This window comes from Paracoccus jiaweipingae (assembly GCF_044335505.1).
Lineage (GTDB): Bacteria > Pseudomonadota > Alphaproteobacteria > Rhodobacterales > Rhodobacteraceae > Paracoccus.
This window is the reverse complement of sequence record NZ_JBISBS010000006.1, coordinates 79,721-93,806: the sequence shown is the minus strand read 5'-3', so window position 1 is coordinate 93,806 and position 14,086 is coordinate 79,721. Positions and strand designations below refer to the sequence as shown.

At 65.6% G+C, this 14,086-nt stretch carries 13 protein-coding genes and 1 tRNA gene; 8 read left to right on the top strand and 6 right to left on the bottom strand.

Annotation, left to right across the window (positions count from 1 at the left end; genetic code table 11):
* Positions 1–130 precede the first annotated feature (130 nt).
* The gene (locus ACFXP9_RS11390; protein WP_397208717.1) at positions 131–511 is read right to left on the bottom strand and encodes a YigZ family protein; all 381 of its coding nucleotides are present in this window, start codon (positions 509–511) and stop codon (positions 131–133) included.
* A 180-nt stretch (positions 512–691) separates the two neighbouring features.
* On the opposite strand from ACFXP9_RS11390, the gene ACFXP9_RS11385 reads away from it, so the two are divergent.
* Positions 692–781 (top strand) — tRNA-Ser (locus tag ACFXP9_RS11385).
* A gap of 392 nt (positions 782–1,173) precedes the next feature.
* Here ACFXP9_RS11385 and ppk2 read toward each other — a convergent pair.
* The 4 genes from ppk2 to secG all read right to left on the bottom strand — a co-directional run bounded on the left by ppk2 (position 1,174) and on the right by secG (position 6,977).
* Positions 1,174–2,085 (bottom strand): polyphosphate kinase 2, encoded by a 912-nt coding sequence (gene ppk2 / locus ACFXP9_RS11380; protein ID WP_397208718.1) that lies wholly within the window; start codon positions 2,083–2,085, stop codon positions 1,174–1,176.
* 119 nt (positions 2,086–2,204) lie between these two features.
* Positions 2,205–4,466, bottom strand: coding sequence for a methyl-accepting chemotaxis protein (locus ACFXP9_RS11375; RefSeq protein ID WP_397210220.1), 2,262 nt, complete (start codon positions 4,464–4,466; stop codon positions 2,205–2,207).
* Positions 4,467–4,647: 181 nt separating this feature from the next.
* Positions 4,648–6,294, bottom strand: a complete 1,647-nt coding sequence (locus ACFXP9_RS11370) for a CTP synthase (protein WP_397208720.1) — start codon at positions 6,292–6,294, stop codon at positions 4,648–4,650.
* Positions 6,295–6,455: 161 nt separating this feature from the next.
* Positions 6,456–6,977 (bottom strand): preprotein translocase subunit SecG, encoded by a 522-nt coding sequence (secG, locus tag ACFXP9_RS11365; RefSeq protein WP_397208721.1) that lies wholly within the window; start codon positions 6,975–6,977, stop codon positions 6,456–6,458.
* A 72-nt stretch (positions 6,978–7,049) separates the two neighbouring features.
* On the opposite strand from secG, the gene ACFXP9_RS11360 reads away from it, so the two are divergent.
* Positions 7,050–8,492 (top strand): cobyric acid synthase, encoded by a 1,443-nt coding sequence (locus tag ACFXP9_RS11360; RefSeq protein ID WP_397208722.1) that lies wholly within the window; start codon positions 7,050–7,052, stop codon positions 8,490–8,492.
* Here the strand turns inward: ACFXP9_RS11360 and cobD are convergent.
* A complete protein-coding gene (cobD, locus tag ACFXP9_RS11355) occupies positions 8,489–9,475 on the bottom strand; it encodes a threonine-phosphate decarboxylase CobD (protein WP_397208723.1) in 987 nt (328 codons plus the stop codon). The two genes, ACFXP9_RS11360 and cobD, sit on opposite strands and share 4 nt — an antisense overlap.
* A gap of 149 nt (positions 9,476–9,624) precedes the next feature.
* Between cobD and ACFXP9_RS11350 the strand changes: the two genes are divergently transcribed.
* The 6 genes from ACFXP9_RS11350 to ACFXP9_RS11325 all read left to right on the top strand — a co-directional run bounded on the left by ACFXP9_RS11350 (position 9,625) and on the right by ACFXP9_RS11325 (position 13,993).
* The gene (locus ACFXP9_RS11350; protein ID WP_397208724.1) at positions 9,625–10,128 is read left to right on the top strand and encodes a type III secretion system chaperone family protein; all 504 of its coding nucleotides are present in this window, start codon (positions 9,625–9,627) and stop codon (positions 10,126–10,128) included.
* A 28-nt stretch (positions 10,129–10,156) separates the two neighbouring features.
* On the top strand, positions 10,157–10,966 hold the full coding sequence (proC, locus tag ACFXP9_RS11345) for a pyrroline-5-carboxylate reductase (protein WP_397208725.1): 810 nt from the start codon (positions 10,157–10,159) through the stop codon (positions 10,964–10,966).
* The gene (locus tag ACFXP9_RS11340) at positions 10,963–11,331 is read left to right on the top strand and encodes a tRNA-binding protein (RefSeq protein ID WP_397208726.1); all 369 of its coding nucleotides are present in this window, start codon (positions 10,963–10,965) and stop codon (positions 11,329–11,331) included. The genes proC and ACFXP9_RS11340 overlap by 4 nt, the downstream gene beginning before the upstream one ends.
* Positions 11,328–12,281, top strand: a complete 954-nt coding sequence (locus ACFXP9_RS11335; protein WP_397208727.1) for a 2-hydroxyacid dehydrogenase — start codon at positions 11,328–11,330, stop codon at positions 12,279–12,281. The genes ACFXP9_RS11340 and ACFXP9_RS11335 overlap by 4 nt, the downstream gene beginning before the upstream one ends.
* A gap of 98 nt (positions 12,282–12,379) precedes the next feature.
* Positions 12,380–12,580: a CsbD family protein gene (locus ACFXP9_RS11330; protein ID WP_397208728.1), complete on the top strand. Its 201-nt coding sequence runs from the start codon at positions 12,380–12,382 to the stop codon at positions 12,578–12,580.
* A 153-nt stretch (positions 12,581–12,733) separates the two neighbouring features.
* Entirely contained in the window at positions 12,734–13,993 is a 1,260-nt protein-coding gene (locus ACFXP9_RS11325) for a glycerate kinase type-2 family protein (protein WP_397208729.1), read from the top strand.
* The last annotated feature ends 93 nt before the right edge of the window (positions 13,994–14,086 follow it).

Genomic DNA, 14,086 nt, shown 5'->3' with positions numbered 1-14,086 from the left:
CCTTCTGGCACCCCGCCCCGCCCAAGGCAAGATGCGCCCGTCTGCATAAGCAGCATCCTGCCCGAAAAGATCCATAATATGGCGAAAAAAATGAATAATTCCTGTTGCGGGTGAGGGTTGGTGATATCCGTCAGCCCCGCCCCGCCGGGGCGTCACGGCGGTGCGCAAGGTAATGGCGCACGGCATCGGCCACATGCCGGAAGCGGTCGCCGCCAAGATGCTTGCCGCCATACCAGCGGGTGACCACGACGATATGGCCCTCCAGCCCCTCGCGGTCCAGCATTTGCGCGATGATCTGACCGGCGCCGCTTTCGCCGTCATCATTTCTGACCGGCTCGCCGTTCAGGATTGCGGCCCAGCTGTGATGGGTGGCCTTGGCGAATCGCTTGTTGCGCCGCAGGGCGGCGATAAAGGCCACGGCCTGATCGCGATCGCTGACCGGTCCCCCCGAAACCGCATAGCGCGAGCCGCGGTCACTGATGATCTTGTCAAAAATTTCCGGTTCCGTCATGCGCTGTATCTAGCCTGTCCCCGCCCCCGCAAACAACCCGCGCCCCGGATCGCGCGCCAGCCAGCCCTGTCGCGACGGGGTCGCGTCTACCTTATCTTGCCAGCAAATACCCCCGAGACCCCCAAGGCCCCGCAACACCGCTTGCCCCCGCCCGCAACAGCCGCTAAGCCAAGCCGACCCGGAAGTGTGGCCGAGTGGTTTAAGGCTCTGGTCTTGAAAACCAGCGTGCGGGAAACCGTACCGTGGGTTCGAATCCCACCGCTTCCGCCATTTTTCAAATTTAATTTATTTTCTAATGGTTTGCGGCGGTCGTAAGGGGCAAGCCCGCTACCTCACCCGCCCAAATAAGGGCGGCTGGAGGCTGCGGGTTGCGACTCGTGGCACGGTGGGCTGATTGGTGTAAAGCGGCGGTCTGAATGGCATATTCATCCATGACCATGCCTTTTATTAATGGGTTAAGCCGCCAACGGCGTCATCCCAGCATCAACCGTTCTGACCTAAGCCGGGATGACCCTTCTGCCCGCACCACCCGCACCGTCAGGTTGCAGGCCGCGTTGGGACGGACCCTGGCATCTGAGCCAAGCCCTCAGAAAATGTCGCGCCAGACATCTGTTCTGGCGCGAGGTAAGGGCATCGGGCGGGGCCGCCTCCACCCCGAAAGGTTAGTATTTTTGCGGCACATACAGGTCGCGGGGCAGGATATCGCGTTCGTAATCGGGGTTGAATACACGTTCGGGCAGGGTGATCTCGTCATGCGGGATCTCGTTATAGGGCATCAGCGACAGCAGATGCGCCATGCAGTTCAGCCTTGCGCGCTTCTTGTCATTGCCGGGGACGATATACCATGGCGCCTCGGGGATGTTGGTGCGTTCGAACATCTCTTCCTTGGCTTTGGTATAGGCTTCCCAGCGGACGCGGGATTGCAGGTCCATCGGTGACAGTTTCCACTGTTTCAGCGGGTCGTGGACGCGCATCAGAAAGCGCATCTGCTGTTCCTCATCGGTGATCGAGAACCAGTATTTCACCAGCCGAATACCGGACCGGACCAGCATACGTTCAAATTCCGGGACGTCCTGAAAGAATTGTTCGACCTGATCTTCGTCGGCAAAGCCCATCACCCGTTCGACCCCGGCGCGGTTATACCAGCTGCGGTCGAACAGCACGATTTCGCCACCAGCCGGCAGATACGGGACATAGCGCTGGAAATACCACTGCGATTTTTCGCGGTCTGACGGGGCGGGCAACGCAACCGTGCGCACGACGCGGGGGTTCAGGCGCTGGGTGATGCGTTTGATCACGCCGCCCTTGCCAGCGCTGTCGCGCCCCTCAAACAGGACCACGACCTTTTCCTTGTGATAGCTGACCCAGTCCTGAAGCTTGATCAGCTCTGACTGCAGGCGCAGCAATTCGTGGAAATAGACCCGGCGGTCCATCTGGCTGGGGTGGTTCTCGCGATAGATCTTGCGGATCTCGCGTGACAGGACGGCGTCCTCCAGTTCGATCTCGTAATCCTCGTCGAGGTTATCGGCCAGTTCGGCCTCAAGCCAGTCCTCGGGGCTGTCGTCTTTGGGCACGGTGTTCTCCTGCACGGTGTCGGTCGGCACAGGGCAATCTAGTCGGGCTTCATGACAGTTCAAATACACAAATCACCCGTGGGTTGACCGGGGCAGACAGGCCGCCCCGGTCTGGCGCCTCAGGCGGCCGCGTGCCGGTCATCGGCCTGTGGGGCGCTGTGATCCAGCTCGCCCATGTCAAAGCGCGCGACGACGCTGGCCAGTTCCACCGCTTCGCTGCGCAGGGCATTGCCAGCCGAGGTGGTTTCCTCGATCAGCAGCATGTTTTCCTGCGTCATCTGATCCAGCGCGTTGATCGAGTGGTTGATCTCCATGATCGCGGTGGATTGTTCGCTGTTGGCCTCGGCAATTTCGGCCACGCGGCCCACGATCGTGTTGATCGATTCCTGCATCGACACCAGCGCCTCGCTGCTGCGCGACACCAGTTCCACGCCGTCGCGCACCTGTTCGGTGCTGGTCGAGATCAGCTGACTGATATCGCGCGCCGCCTGCGAGGATTTCTGCGCCAGATCGCGCACCTCCGAGGCGATGACGGCAAAGCCGGCTCCTGCCTCGCCGGCGCGCGCGGCTTCGACGCCCGCGTTCAACGCCAGAAGGTTGGTCTGGAACGAGATATCCTCGATCATGCCGGTGATGCGGGCGATCTTCTCGGACGAGGACGCGATCCGGTTGATGGCATCGCCGGTCTGCGACCCGATCTGGCGGTTCTGCTCGGCCCGGGTTTTGGCGTCATTGGCCAGCACACGGGCGTTATTGGCATTTTCCGCCGTCGAGGCCACAGATGCTGTCAGCTCTTCCAGCGCGGCGGCCGAATTTTGCAGCGTTTCAGCCGTGCGTTCCGAGCGTTCGGCGGTTTTCTGACCGGCGCGGGCGACCTCGTCCGAGGCGAGGTCAATGTGATTGCCCGCGACCACGACGCGTTCGATCATCGCGCGCAGATTGTCGATGGTCTCGTTCACGGCCTGCGCCATTTCGCGGAAAATACCGCTGTGTTCCAGGCTCATGCGGGTGGTCAGGCGGCCCGCCGCAAGGGCCTGAAGGACCCCGATTGCGTCGGTCAGGCCCCGTTCCGCGGCATCGCTGATCTGGTTTACCCCATCCGCGATCTGCGAGAAGGTTTCCGACTTGTCATCGGTGCGCAGGCGGCGGCTGAAATCGCCGGCGGCGCAGGTCTGGACCACTTCGGCGATCTCGGACGCGGCGGCGCGTTCCAGGGCCTGTGTCTTTTCAATCCGCTGACGTTCCTCCTCGGCGTTGCGCTGGCGTTCGGCGCTATGCGCCTCGCGGGTTCGTTCGGCCTCGGATTTCAGGCGCTCGCGCTCGGCAAAGCTGGCGCGGAAGGTTTCCAGTGCTTCAGCAATATCGTTGATTTCCGACAGTAAACCGGGGCTGACCGGGACCGAATCCTGACCTGCGGCCAGCGCACTGATGCTGCGCGTGACCTCGGACAGAGGCTCGGAAATGCCGCGCGACATGGCTGCGGACCGTTTCAGGAAAATGCCGAAAGACAGCACCAGCAGGGCCAGCGCCGCCGCCGCCATTGCCAGCTTGATCTGGAAGGCCTGACGCGCCGTTGCTGCCGCAGCAGCCGAGGTTTCGGCCTGAAGCTGATCCAGAACCGGATAGGCCTGTTGCAGCAAATCCTTGGAATTATCCAGCATGGCGACACCCATTGTCGCCTTTTGCGCATAGGCCCCAAAAGCGGTGTGATAGCTGTCCAGCATTTTCAGGAAACCGGTTTTGGCGGCCAGACCGCCAAAGACATCGGCCGGGCTGGCTTTGATCTTTTTCACCCGCGCGTCGATATCAGCGATGTAGCGCTGATTGCCGCGCAGCATGAAGTCCTTTTCGTGGCGCCGCAGCATCAGCACATCGACCTGCAATGGCAGGGCCGAGGTCTTTTTGGTTGTGTCTTCAAGCGCGTGAACGGCACTGCGCAATTCCCCCTCAAGCCCGGTATCGGGGGTGAATCCCAGTTTGCGATAGACCTGAATCAGCTTGAGGAAAATGGCATTCCGCTGAACCGCATTGGTTGCCAACTCTGCCGTTTTTTCACGGGCGTTTTCAAGGCCTGCCTTGCGCGTTGCGCCCGCTGCCAAGTTGATCACGTCTTCCAGTTGGGAAGCGGCAGCAAGATAGCTTTCGACATCCTGTTCCTTCTTTTCGGCTACCAGCATCAGTTCGGCATTGCGAACATTCTTGTAATTTTCGGCAATCAGTTCGACGTCAAACCGAACCTCATTGATATTGCTAACTTTTTGCGCGTAAAAGCGGTCAACGGCAATAAAGGCCAGACAGGTCAGCGCGGTTACGGCGATGGCAATGATCGCCGTCATCCGCAGGCTGCCCAAGGCGCTGGAAATTGTTTTGGTATGTTTCATGGCATCATGTCGTCCCATTACAGAATCATGACGCCACCCTTGCAGAGAAAAGTGAACAAACCCTGAATCCGGCCCGAAAATCACCAAAGCTGGTTAACGTGGTCCTGTGACGGCGCGGCGCGGGCAGCAAAAAGCCCGCCTGTCAGGGCGGGCCTTTGGGATTTCAATGCATCGAAGCCGCTTAAAGAATGCGCTCTAATTCCTTGGCGGCGCGGATGAAATCCGCGAACAGCGGTGCCGGGTCGAAGGGCTTGGATTTCAGCTCCGGGTGCGACTGGACGCCGATGAACCAAGGGTGGTCACGATATTCGACCACCTCGGGCAGCTTGCCATCGGGGGACATGCCGCTGAAATGCAGGCCCGCGGCCTCCAGCGTGTCGCGATAGCGGGCGTCAACCTCATAGCGGTGGCGGTGACGGTCCTCGATCTCGGTCGCGCCACCATAGACGGCGCTGACCCGCGATTCAGGGTCCAGAACCGCGGTATAGGCCCCCAGTCGCATGGTGCCGCCCTTGTCGTCGCTGACCTTGCGCTGAACGGTGTAATTGCCCTGCACCCATTCCTTGAGGTGATAAACCACTGGCGTAAAACGGTTTTCGCCGGCCTCGTGGTCGAATTCCTCGGACCCGGCATCGGGCAGGCCGGCCAGATTGCGCGCGGCCTCGATCACCGCCATCTGCATCCCCAGACAGATCCCCAGATAGGGCACCTTCTTTTCGCGCGCATATTTGGCGGCTGCGATCATGCCTTCGGTGCCGCGTTCGCCAAAGCCGCCCGGCACGACGATACCGTCATAGCCCGCCAGCCGTTGGGCAGCGGCATCGCCCACCAGCCCCTCGCTGTCGACCCAGTCGGCGCGGACGCGGACGCGATTGGCCATGCCGCCATGGGTCAGCGCCTCGGAGATGGATTTATACGCATCCTCAAGCTGGGTATATTTGCCGACCACGGCGATGCGGACCTCGCCCTCGGCATTGGTCAGGCGGTCGATCACGTCTTCCCAGCGCGACAGGTCGGGGCGCGGCGCGGGCGAGATGCCGAACGCGTCCAGCACCGCCTGATCCAGCCCGACGCGGTGATAGGCCAGCGGCGCCTCGTAGATGGATTTCAGGTCATAGGCCGGGATGACGGCATCGGGGCGCACATTGCAGAACAGCGCAATCTTGGCACGTTCCTTTTCCGGGATCGGCTGCTCCGAGCGGCAGACCAGCACATCCGGCGCGATCCCGATCGAGCGCAGTTCCTTGACGCTGTGCTGGGTCGGCTTGGTCTTCAGCTCGCCCGAGGCGGCCAGATAGGGCAGCAGCGTCAGATGCATGAAAATGCACTGGCCGCGCGGGCGTTCATGCGCGAACTGGCGGATGGCCTCGAAGAAGGGCAGCCCCTCGATATCGCCGACCGTGCCGCCGATCTCGCACAGCATGAAATCGACCTCGTCTTCGGCAATCGACAGGAAGTCCTTGATTTCATTGGTGACGTGGGGGATGACCTGAATGGTTTTTCCCAGGTATTCGCCGCGCCGTTCCTTTTCCAGCACGTTGGAATAGATCCGCCCCGAACTGACGGAATCGGTCTTGCGCGCGGCCACGCCGGTGAAGCGTTCGTAATGGCCAAGGTCCAGATCGGTTTCGGCGCCGTCATCGGTGACGAAAACCTCGCCATGCTCGAACGGTGACATGGTGCCGGGATCGACGTTCAGGTAAGGGTCCAGCTTGCGCAGCCGCACGGTGAAACCCCGCGCCTGCAACAGCGCCCCCAGCGCCGCCGAGGCCAGCCCCTTGCCGAGGGATGAAACAACGCCGCCGGTGATGAAAATATAACGCGCCATGCGGCCCCCGTGAGTTCTGTTCGGTCTTGGTTCGAATCGAAATTGCGGGTCCGTCGCGAACCGGCATCACGGGATTTGGGCTATAGCCGATTTCCCGTTCCGCCGCAACGGACCGCTGTTGTCGGATGCGGATGGCCGCGCCACCCGTCAGGATAGGTCTGTCAGTTGGCCGGTGTCGCCGGGGCCTGCGTGGCGGGTTCGGCGGCGGGCGCCTGCGCTGCGGGCGGGGTCACCGGTGCATCTGCGGCAGGTTGCGCCGGGGTGCCCGTTGCCGGGGCCTCTGTTGCCGGGGTGTCGGCTGCCGGGGCGGCAGGCACCGGCGGCACGACGGGTTCACCCGCGGCGGGGGCGTTCTGCGCCGGGGTGCTGCCCGGCGGCGGGGTATAGTCCAGCGCGGGCGCCTGCGATTGTTCTTCGGCCGGGGCAGCGCCGATCTGGTCCATGACCGACGACCCGGCCGAGTTGCGCGCCGCAATCACCGTCAGCGTGACCGAGGTGATCAGAAAGCCGATCGCCAGCACCCAGGTCAGTTTCGACAGCGCATTCGCGGCCTGACGACCGGTCATGACGCCACCGCCGCCACCGCCCATGCCAAGGCCGCCCCCTTCGGACCGTTGCAGCAGCACGACGCCGATCAGCAGGACGGCAAGGATCAGATGCACGGTCAGGACGACATTTTCCACGGGCTGGGGCCTTTCATTTGCGGACGGGCCTATCTAGTCAGCATAAGCGATGATGGCAAGCAGGGGATCGCAATGCCAGCGCTGATGATACAGGGGACCGGCTCGAATGTCGGCAAATCGCTGCTGGTGGCGGGTCTGTGCCGGGCGGCGCGGGCGCGCGGCATCCGCGTGGCCCCGTTCAAGCCGCAGAATATGTCCAACAATGCCGCCGTGACCCATGATGGCGGCGAAATCGGGCGCGCGCAGGCGCTTCAGGCGCAGGCGGCGGGGCTGGACCCTTCGGTCCACATGAACCCGGTGCTGCTGAAGCCCGAGACCGATACCGGCGCGCAGATCGTGGTGCAGGGGCAGGCCTGGGGGCGGTCGCAGGCCGGGGCCTATCGCGACCTCAAGCCGCGGCTGATGGCCCCGGTGCTGGACAGTTTCCAGCGCCTGCGCGCCGCCTTTGATCTGGTGCTGGTCGAGGGCGCGGGCAGCCCGGCCGAGGTCAATCTGCGCGAAAACGACATCGCCAATATGGGCTTTGCGCAGGCGGCGGGGGTGCCGGTCATTCTGGCGGGCGATATCGACCGTGGCGGGGTGATTGCGCAAATTCTGGGCACGCAACTGGTGCTGGACCCCACCGACGCAGCGCTGGTGCGCGGCTTTGTCATCAACCGGTTTCGCGGCGACCCACGGCTGTTTGACGACGGCTATCGCCTGATTGAACAGCGCAGCGGCTGGCACGGTTTCGGGGTGGTGCCGTGGTTTGCGCCCGCAGCCCTGCTGCCTGCCGAAGATGCGGTGGATCTGCGGGCCGGCACCGGGCAGGGGCTGCATATCGTGTGCCTGACCCTGTCGCGGATCGCGAATTTCGACGATCTGGACCCGCTGGCGGCGGAACCGGGGGTGCGCCTGACCATGCTGGGGGCGGGGCAGGCGCTGCCCGGTGACGCCGATCTGGTGATCATTCCCGGCACCAAATCGACGCGCGGCGATCTGGCCTTTCTGCGTGCGCAGGGCTGGGATATCGACCTTGCCGCGCATCTGCGGCGCGGCGGGCATGTGCTGGGGATCTGCGGCGGCTATCAGATGCTGGGTCGGGTTATCGACGACCCGCAGGGCCATGATGGCGATGCGGGCTGCGATGCCGGGCTGGGGCTGCTGGACCTGCGCACGCAAATGGCGGCTGACAAGCGGCTGGCGCGGGTCAGCGGCACCGCGCTGGGACAGCCGGTCAGCGGGTACGAGATCCACATGGGCCGCACCACCGGTCCCGACCGCGTCCGGCCCTTTGCGGTGATCGGCGGCCAGCCCGAGGGGGCGATTTCGGCCGACGGCCGGGTGATGGGCAGCTATACCCACGGGCTGTTTTCCGATGACGGCTTTCGCGCCGCGTTTCTGGCGCGGCTGGGGGCCACATCCAGCGGCGGCCACAGCGCACGGGTCGAGGCCACGCTGGACGCGCTGGCCGCCCATCTTGAGGCGCATCTGGACGTGGACGGCTTGCTGGCGGTGGCGGACAGGGGCGTCTAAAGCGCCTCGAACGCGGCGCGGACGCGGTCCCATTCGTCGCGGTTGCCGGGCAGGCCAAGCCGCAGCCAATGCGACGAATAGGGGAAGATCCGGCTCCAGATCCGGTGGCGGGCCAGCGCGGTCTGGGTCTGTGCGGCGTCAGCGGTGCGATACAGCCGGAACAGATGCGCCCCGCCCACCAGCTGCCAGCCGGCGCGCAGTGCGAACTGATCCATCCGCAGCGCCGATTCGGACAGTTGCGTGACCGTGTCGCCATGCCAGTCCCGGTCAGCCAGCGCCTGCGCACCAATGGCCAGCGCCGGCCCGCTGACCGCCCATGGCCCGGCGCGTTCGGCCAGTTGCGCCAGCAGGCCGGGCGCCCCCAGTGCGAAACCAAGCCGCAGCCCGGCCAGTCCCCAGAACTTGCCAAAACTGCGCAAAACCAGCGTATTGTCAGGAATATCTGCGGCGATGGTCAGGTCCGGGCGCGGATCGGCGAAACTTTCATCGACCACCAACAGCCCGACCTGCCGTGCCAGATCGCGCAGCGTTTCGGGGGCAAAGCAGCGGCCATCGGGATTGTTGGGATTAACCACCACCGCCAGACCGGCCCCGGCCATCTGGCGGATGTCCTGCACATGCCCGACCTGCCAGTCCGCCGCCGCCAGCGCCGCGCCATGTTCGTTGTAACTGGGCCATAACACCGCCGCACGCCCCGCCGGGCGCAGCCCCGGCACCAGCTGGATCGCCGCGCTGGCCCCGGCCAGCGCCAGCACCTGACCGGGGGCGCAGCCAAAACACCCCGCCGCCGCCGCAACCAGCGCCGCCTGTGCATTGCGGTCTGGCAGGTCGCGCCAGACCCGCCCCGGCAGGTCCGGCAGCGGATAGGGGTCGCGGTTAATGCCCGTGGACAGGTCGATCCAGTCATCGCCGCCAAAAGCCGCGCGTGCCCGGTCCAGATCGCCGCCATGATCGCGCCCCTGCGCCCGGTTCTGGTGGTTCATGGAAATATCACTTTACACATATCCGATTCGCGACCACGATATCTTGTAGCAGGGATCGGGTGAACCTCTGGTCCTTGTAAGCGCCACCACGGTTGGGTTGGCCGCAGCCAACCCCCGGCAACCCGCATCAAGCGGTCAGGGAGCAGGCAATGGCACAGGCAGAAACCTTTATCCACAGCGATGACATCCACCCGATCGACATCGCGGAAACCGTCGCCACCCATCGCGAATGGGATTTCGACCGTCTGGCCGAGGACCAGATCGCCATGGTGGTCGAGGGCCAGTGGCGGGCCTATTCGCTGACCCTTGCCTGGGCGCCGCGCGATTCGATGCTGCGGCTGATCTGCACCTTCGACATGGACCCGCCCGAGGACCGGCTGGACCCGTTATATGCGCTGCTGAACCAGGCCAATGATCAGGTCTGGGAAGGCGGCTTTACCTTCTGGCGGGCGCAAAAGCTGATGGTCTGGCGCTATGGCCTGCTGCTGGCCGGCGAGGCGCTGGCCGCGCCCGAACAGATCGACAGCATGATCGGCGCCGCGATCGAGAATGCCGAACGCTTCTATCCGGCGTTCCAGCTGGCCTGCTGGGGCGATATGCCTGCCGATCAGGCATTGGACATTGCCATGTCGCGGGCCTACGGTCGGGCCTGACGACAAACGACAACAAGGCAGGGCAGGCATGGATCTGGCGCGACTGAATGACCGCGGACTGGTATTGGTGGGCTGTGGCCGCATGGGCGGCGCCCTGCTTGAGGGGTGGCTGGCGCGCGGCCTGAAGCCCGGCTCGGTCTGGGTCAGCGACCCGGACCCGGCGCCGAAATGGGCCGATCGCGGCCTGCATCTGAACGCCGCCCCGCCAGCCGATCCGGCGGTGATCGTGCTGGCGGTCAAGCCGCAGATGATGGGCGATGTGCTGCCCGTGCTGCGCGATGCGGCGGGGCCGGACACGCTGATCGTGTCGGTCGCGGCGGGGGTGCGGCTGGCGGCCTATCAGGCGGCCTTCCCGGACCGCGCCATCATCCGCGCCATGCCCAACACCCCCGCCGCCATCGGGCAGGGGATTACCGCGCTGATCGGCAATGACCGCGCCGGTCGCGACGACATGCGGCTGGCCGGGGCGCTGATGTCGGCGGTCGGGCGCTGCGTAACGCTGGACGACGAAGCACAGATGGATGCGGTGACGGCGCTGTCCGGGTCCGGCCCCGCCTATGTCTTCCACATGATCGAGGCCATGGCCGCCGCTGGCGAGGCCGAGGGCCTGTCCCCCGAACTGGCGCTGGCGCTTGCCCGCGCCACCGTGGCCGGGGCCGGGGCGCTGGCCATGGCCGATGACACCGCGCCCGCCGTGCTGCGCCAGAACGTGACCTCGCCGGGGGGGACCACGGCGGCGGGGCTGGCCGAACTGATGGACCCCGATCACGGCCTGCCGCCGCTGATGCGCCGCACCCTGCGCGCCGCCGCGGCGCGTGGGCGGGAACTGGGCGCATGACCGCGCCCGGTCCGGCCTGTGCCGATGGTTCCGACCTGATCGGCATCGCAGATTTCCAGCGCGTCGATATCCGCGCCGGCACCATCATCCGGGCCGAGCCATTTGCCCAGGCCCGTCGCCCGGCGATCAGGCTGTGGATCGACTTTGGCGCGCTGGGGCTGCGCAAGTCATCGGCGCAGATCACCGATCATTACAGCCCCGACACCTTGCCGGGGCGGCAGGTGCTGGCGGTGGTCAATTTCCCGCCGCGCCAGATTGGCCCCTTCATGTCCGAGGTGCTGGTTCTGGGCCTGACCGCCCCTGATGGCGGCATCACCCTGATCACCCCCGACCAGCCCGTCACCAATGGCGAGAAACTGCATTGAAAACCCTGCTTGTCACCCGCCGCATGACCGACGCCGCCGAAGCCGCCCTTCGCGCCCGTTTTGACGTTCAGTTCCGCGACGATCCCACCCCGCTTGGCGTGGATCAGGCCCGCGACGCGCTGGCCAGCTATGACGCGATCATCCCGACGCTTGGCGATGGCTTTACCGCCGCGGCCTTTGACGCCACGCCGCGTTGCGGCCTGCTGGCCAATTTCGGCGCCGGGTTCAACCATATCGACCTTGCGGCGGCGCGGGCGGCGGGGGTGTCGGTCAGCAACACCCCCGATGTTGTCACCGATGCCACCGCCGATATCGCGATGACCCTGCTGCTGATGGTGGCCCGCCGCGCGTCCGAGGGCGAACATATGCTGCGCGCGGGCGACTGGCCCGGCTGGCAGCCGACGCAATTGCTGGGGCGTCACGTCAGCGGGCGCACGGTGGGGATTGTCGGCATGGGCCGCATTGGCCGCGCCATTGCCCGGCGCTGTCACCACGGGTTTGGAATGCGGGTGGTGTTTTTTAACCGCTCGGCGCTGTCATCGCTGGATGTGCCCGCGCGCCAGATGGACCGGCTGACCGATCTGCTGGAACTGGCCGATTTCACCATTCTGGCGGTGCCGGGCGGTGCCGGTACGCGGCACATGATTGGCGCGCCCGAGCTGGCGGCGATGGGCGCGCGCAGTTGCCTGATCAATGTCGCGCGCGGCGATGTCGTTGACGAGGCCGCGCTGATTGCCGCGCTGCAAGACGGCGTCATCGCCGGGGCGGGGCTGGATGTCTATGAGCACGAGCCCGCCGTGCCCGCCGCGCTGCGCGGGCTGTGGAACGCCACCCTGCTGCCGCATCTGGGAACCGCGACCGAACAGACGCGCACCGCAATGGCAATGCGGGCGCTGGACAACCTGCTGGACTGGCAGGCGGGCGGCGTGCCGCGCGATCTGGTGAACTGATCTTTGTTTGGCGATGGAACCCGACCGGCTGCGACACGTTACCTTCCCGACATGCAACAGCGCATGACGCAGTGACGCAGTAAAAATTGGAGGTTCGCATGAACTGGGATGTTATCGAAGGCAAATGGAAACAGCTGAAGGGTTCGGTCAAGGAAAGCTGGGGCGATCTGACCGATGACGAACTGGACCAGATCGACGGCAAGAAAGACAAGCTGGCCGGCAAGCTTCAGGAAAAATACGGCTGGACCAAGGAAGAAGCCGACGAAAAAGTGAACGAATTCGCCAAGCGTCACCTGTGATCCCGCGCGGCTCGCGACAGCGCGGGTCCGTATCCGGCAAACCGGATGCGCAAGGATTGTGACCTTAACGAGTTCCCTTTTTACCCGCTCTCTGGGTTGGAAAAGGCGCCTTTCGGGGCGCCTTTTCTGTTTGCGCTTTCCCCGGCCTGAACAATGCGGTTTCATCCCCGCATGAACCATGATGCGCTGTCTGAAACCGCCCTTGGCCTGATCCGCGCCGGTATTGCCGCCGCCGACCCCTTTACCGCTGTGGCGGGCGCGCTGCCCGGCCTGTTGGCGCAGGTGGTGCCAGTGGGCGGCTGGCGGGTGCTGGCTGTGGGCAAGGCCGCGCCGCAAATGGCGCGCGCCGCGCTGACGCTGTTGCCGGGGGTGCCCGCGCTGGCGGTGACCCATGCCGGAAATGACAGGCCGCTGCCGGGGGCGATGGTGCTGCGCGCAGGCCACCCCGAACCCGATGCACAGGGTCTGGCGGCGGCGCATCAGGTGGCGGAGTTTCTGTCGCAGGGGCGCGCCGGTCAGGCGGTGCTGGCGCTGATCTCGGGCGGGGGGTCGGCAATGCTGCCGGCGCCGGTGCCGGGGGTGACGCTGGCTGACAAGATCGCGGTGAACCGGCTGTTGCTGGGGTCAGGGCTGGACATCATTGCGATGAACCGCATCCGGCAGGCACTGTCGGTGCAAAAGGGCGGGGGCTGGCTGCGGCTGTCACCGGCGCCGGTCTGCACGTTGATCCTGTCAGATGTGCCGGGCGATGACCCGCGCGTCGTGGCATCTGGGCCAAGCGTCGCGCCCATCGGCACGCTGGCACAGGCCGCAGATCTGGCGCGGCAGGCCGGGCTGTGGTCGCGGCTGCCGCCTGCGGTGCAACGCGCGCTGACCCGGCCCCAGCCGCCCGCGCCGCCACCGGGCGGGCCGGTGCAGGTGGTGGGGTCGAACGCGATCAGCCTGCGCGCCATGGCGGCGGCGGGCGCGCGATCCGCGCCCCGGCCCCTGACCGGCGAGGTCGCCACCTGCGCGCCCCGGCTGCTGGCGGCGATGCGCGATCTGCGCCCCGGTCAGGCGCTGGCTTTTGGTGGCGAAACCACGGTGCGGCTGGGGTCGGGGCCGGTCGGGCAGGGCGGGCGCAATCAGGAACTGGCCCTGCGGCTGGCGCTGGCCGAGGCCGCCGCGCCGCTGGGGTTTGACTGGCGTTTTGCCGCGCTTGGCAGTGACGGGCGCGACGGGCCGGGACAGGCCGCAGGCGCGGTGGTCGGGCCGGAAACGCTGGCGCGGATGCGCGCGGCGGGTCTGGACCCGCAGGCCGCGCTGCGCGCCCATGACAGCGGCCCGGCACTGGCGGCGGCGGGGGCGCTGGTCATGACCGGCAGCACGGGAACGAATGTCGCGGACCTTGCGGTCGCGCTTCGCGCGCAATGAGGGGAACGGCTGCGCGCGCCCTGAGGGGAGCCGCTGCGCGCGCCCTGAGGTGAATGCTGTGCACACCGAAACGCTGTGCTTGCGCCGTGAAAG

Coding starts and splice junctions, on each gene's coding strand:
- ACFXP9_RS11390 (WP_397208717.1), bottom strand. CDS start 511: ATGACGGAACCGGAAATTTTTGACAAGATCATCAGTGACCGCGGCTCG.
- ACFXP9_RS11375 (WP_397210220.1), bottom strand. CDS start 4,466: ATGAAACATACCAAAACAATTTCCAGCGCCTTGGGCAGCCTGCGGATG.
- ACFXP9_RS11370 (WP_397208720.1), bottom strand. CDS start 6,294: ATGGCGCGTTATATTTTCATCACCGGCGGCGTTGTTTCATCCCTCGGC.
- ACFXP9_RS11360 (WP_397208722.1), top strand. CDS start 7,050: ATGCCAGCGCTGATGATACAGGGGACCGGCTCGAATGTCGGCAAATCG.
- cobD (WP_397208723.1), bottom strand. CDS start 9,475: ATGAACCACCAGAACCGGGCGCAGGGGCGCGATCATGGCGGCGATCTG.
- ACFXP9_RS11350 (WP_397208724.1), top strand. CDS start 9,625: ATGGCACAGGCAGAAACCTTTATCCACAGCGATGACATCCACCCGATC.
- proC (WP_397208725.1), top strand. CDS start 10,157: ATGGATCTGGCGCGACTGAATGACCGCGGACTGGTATTGGTGGGCTGT.
- ACFXP9_RS11340 (WP_397208726.1), top strand. CDS start 10,963: ATGACCGCGCCCGGTCCGGCCTGTGCCGATGGTTCCGACCTGATCGGC.
- ACFXP9_RS11330 (WP_397208728.1), top strand. CDS start 12,380: ATGAACTGGGATGTTATCGAAGGCAAATGGAAACAGCTGAAGGGTTCG.
- ACFXP9_RS11325 (WP_397208729.1), top strand. CDS start 12,734: ATGCGGTTTCATCCCCGCATGAACCATGATGCGCTGTCTGAAACCGCC.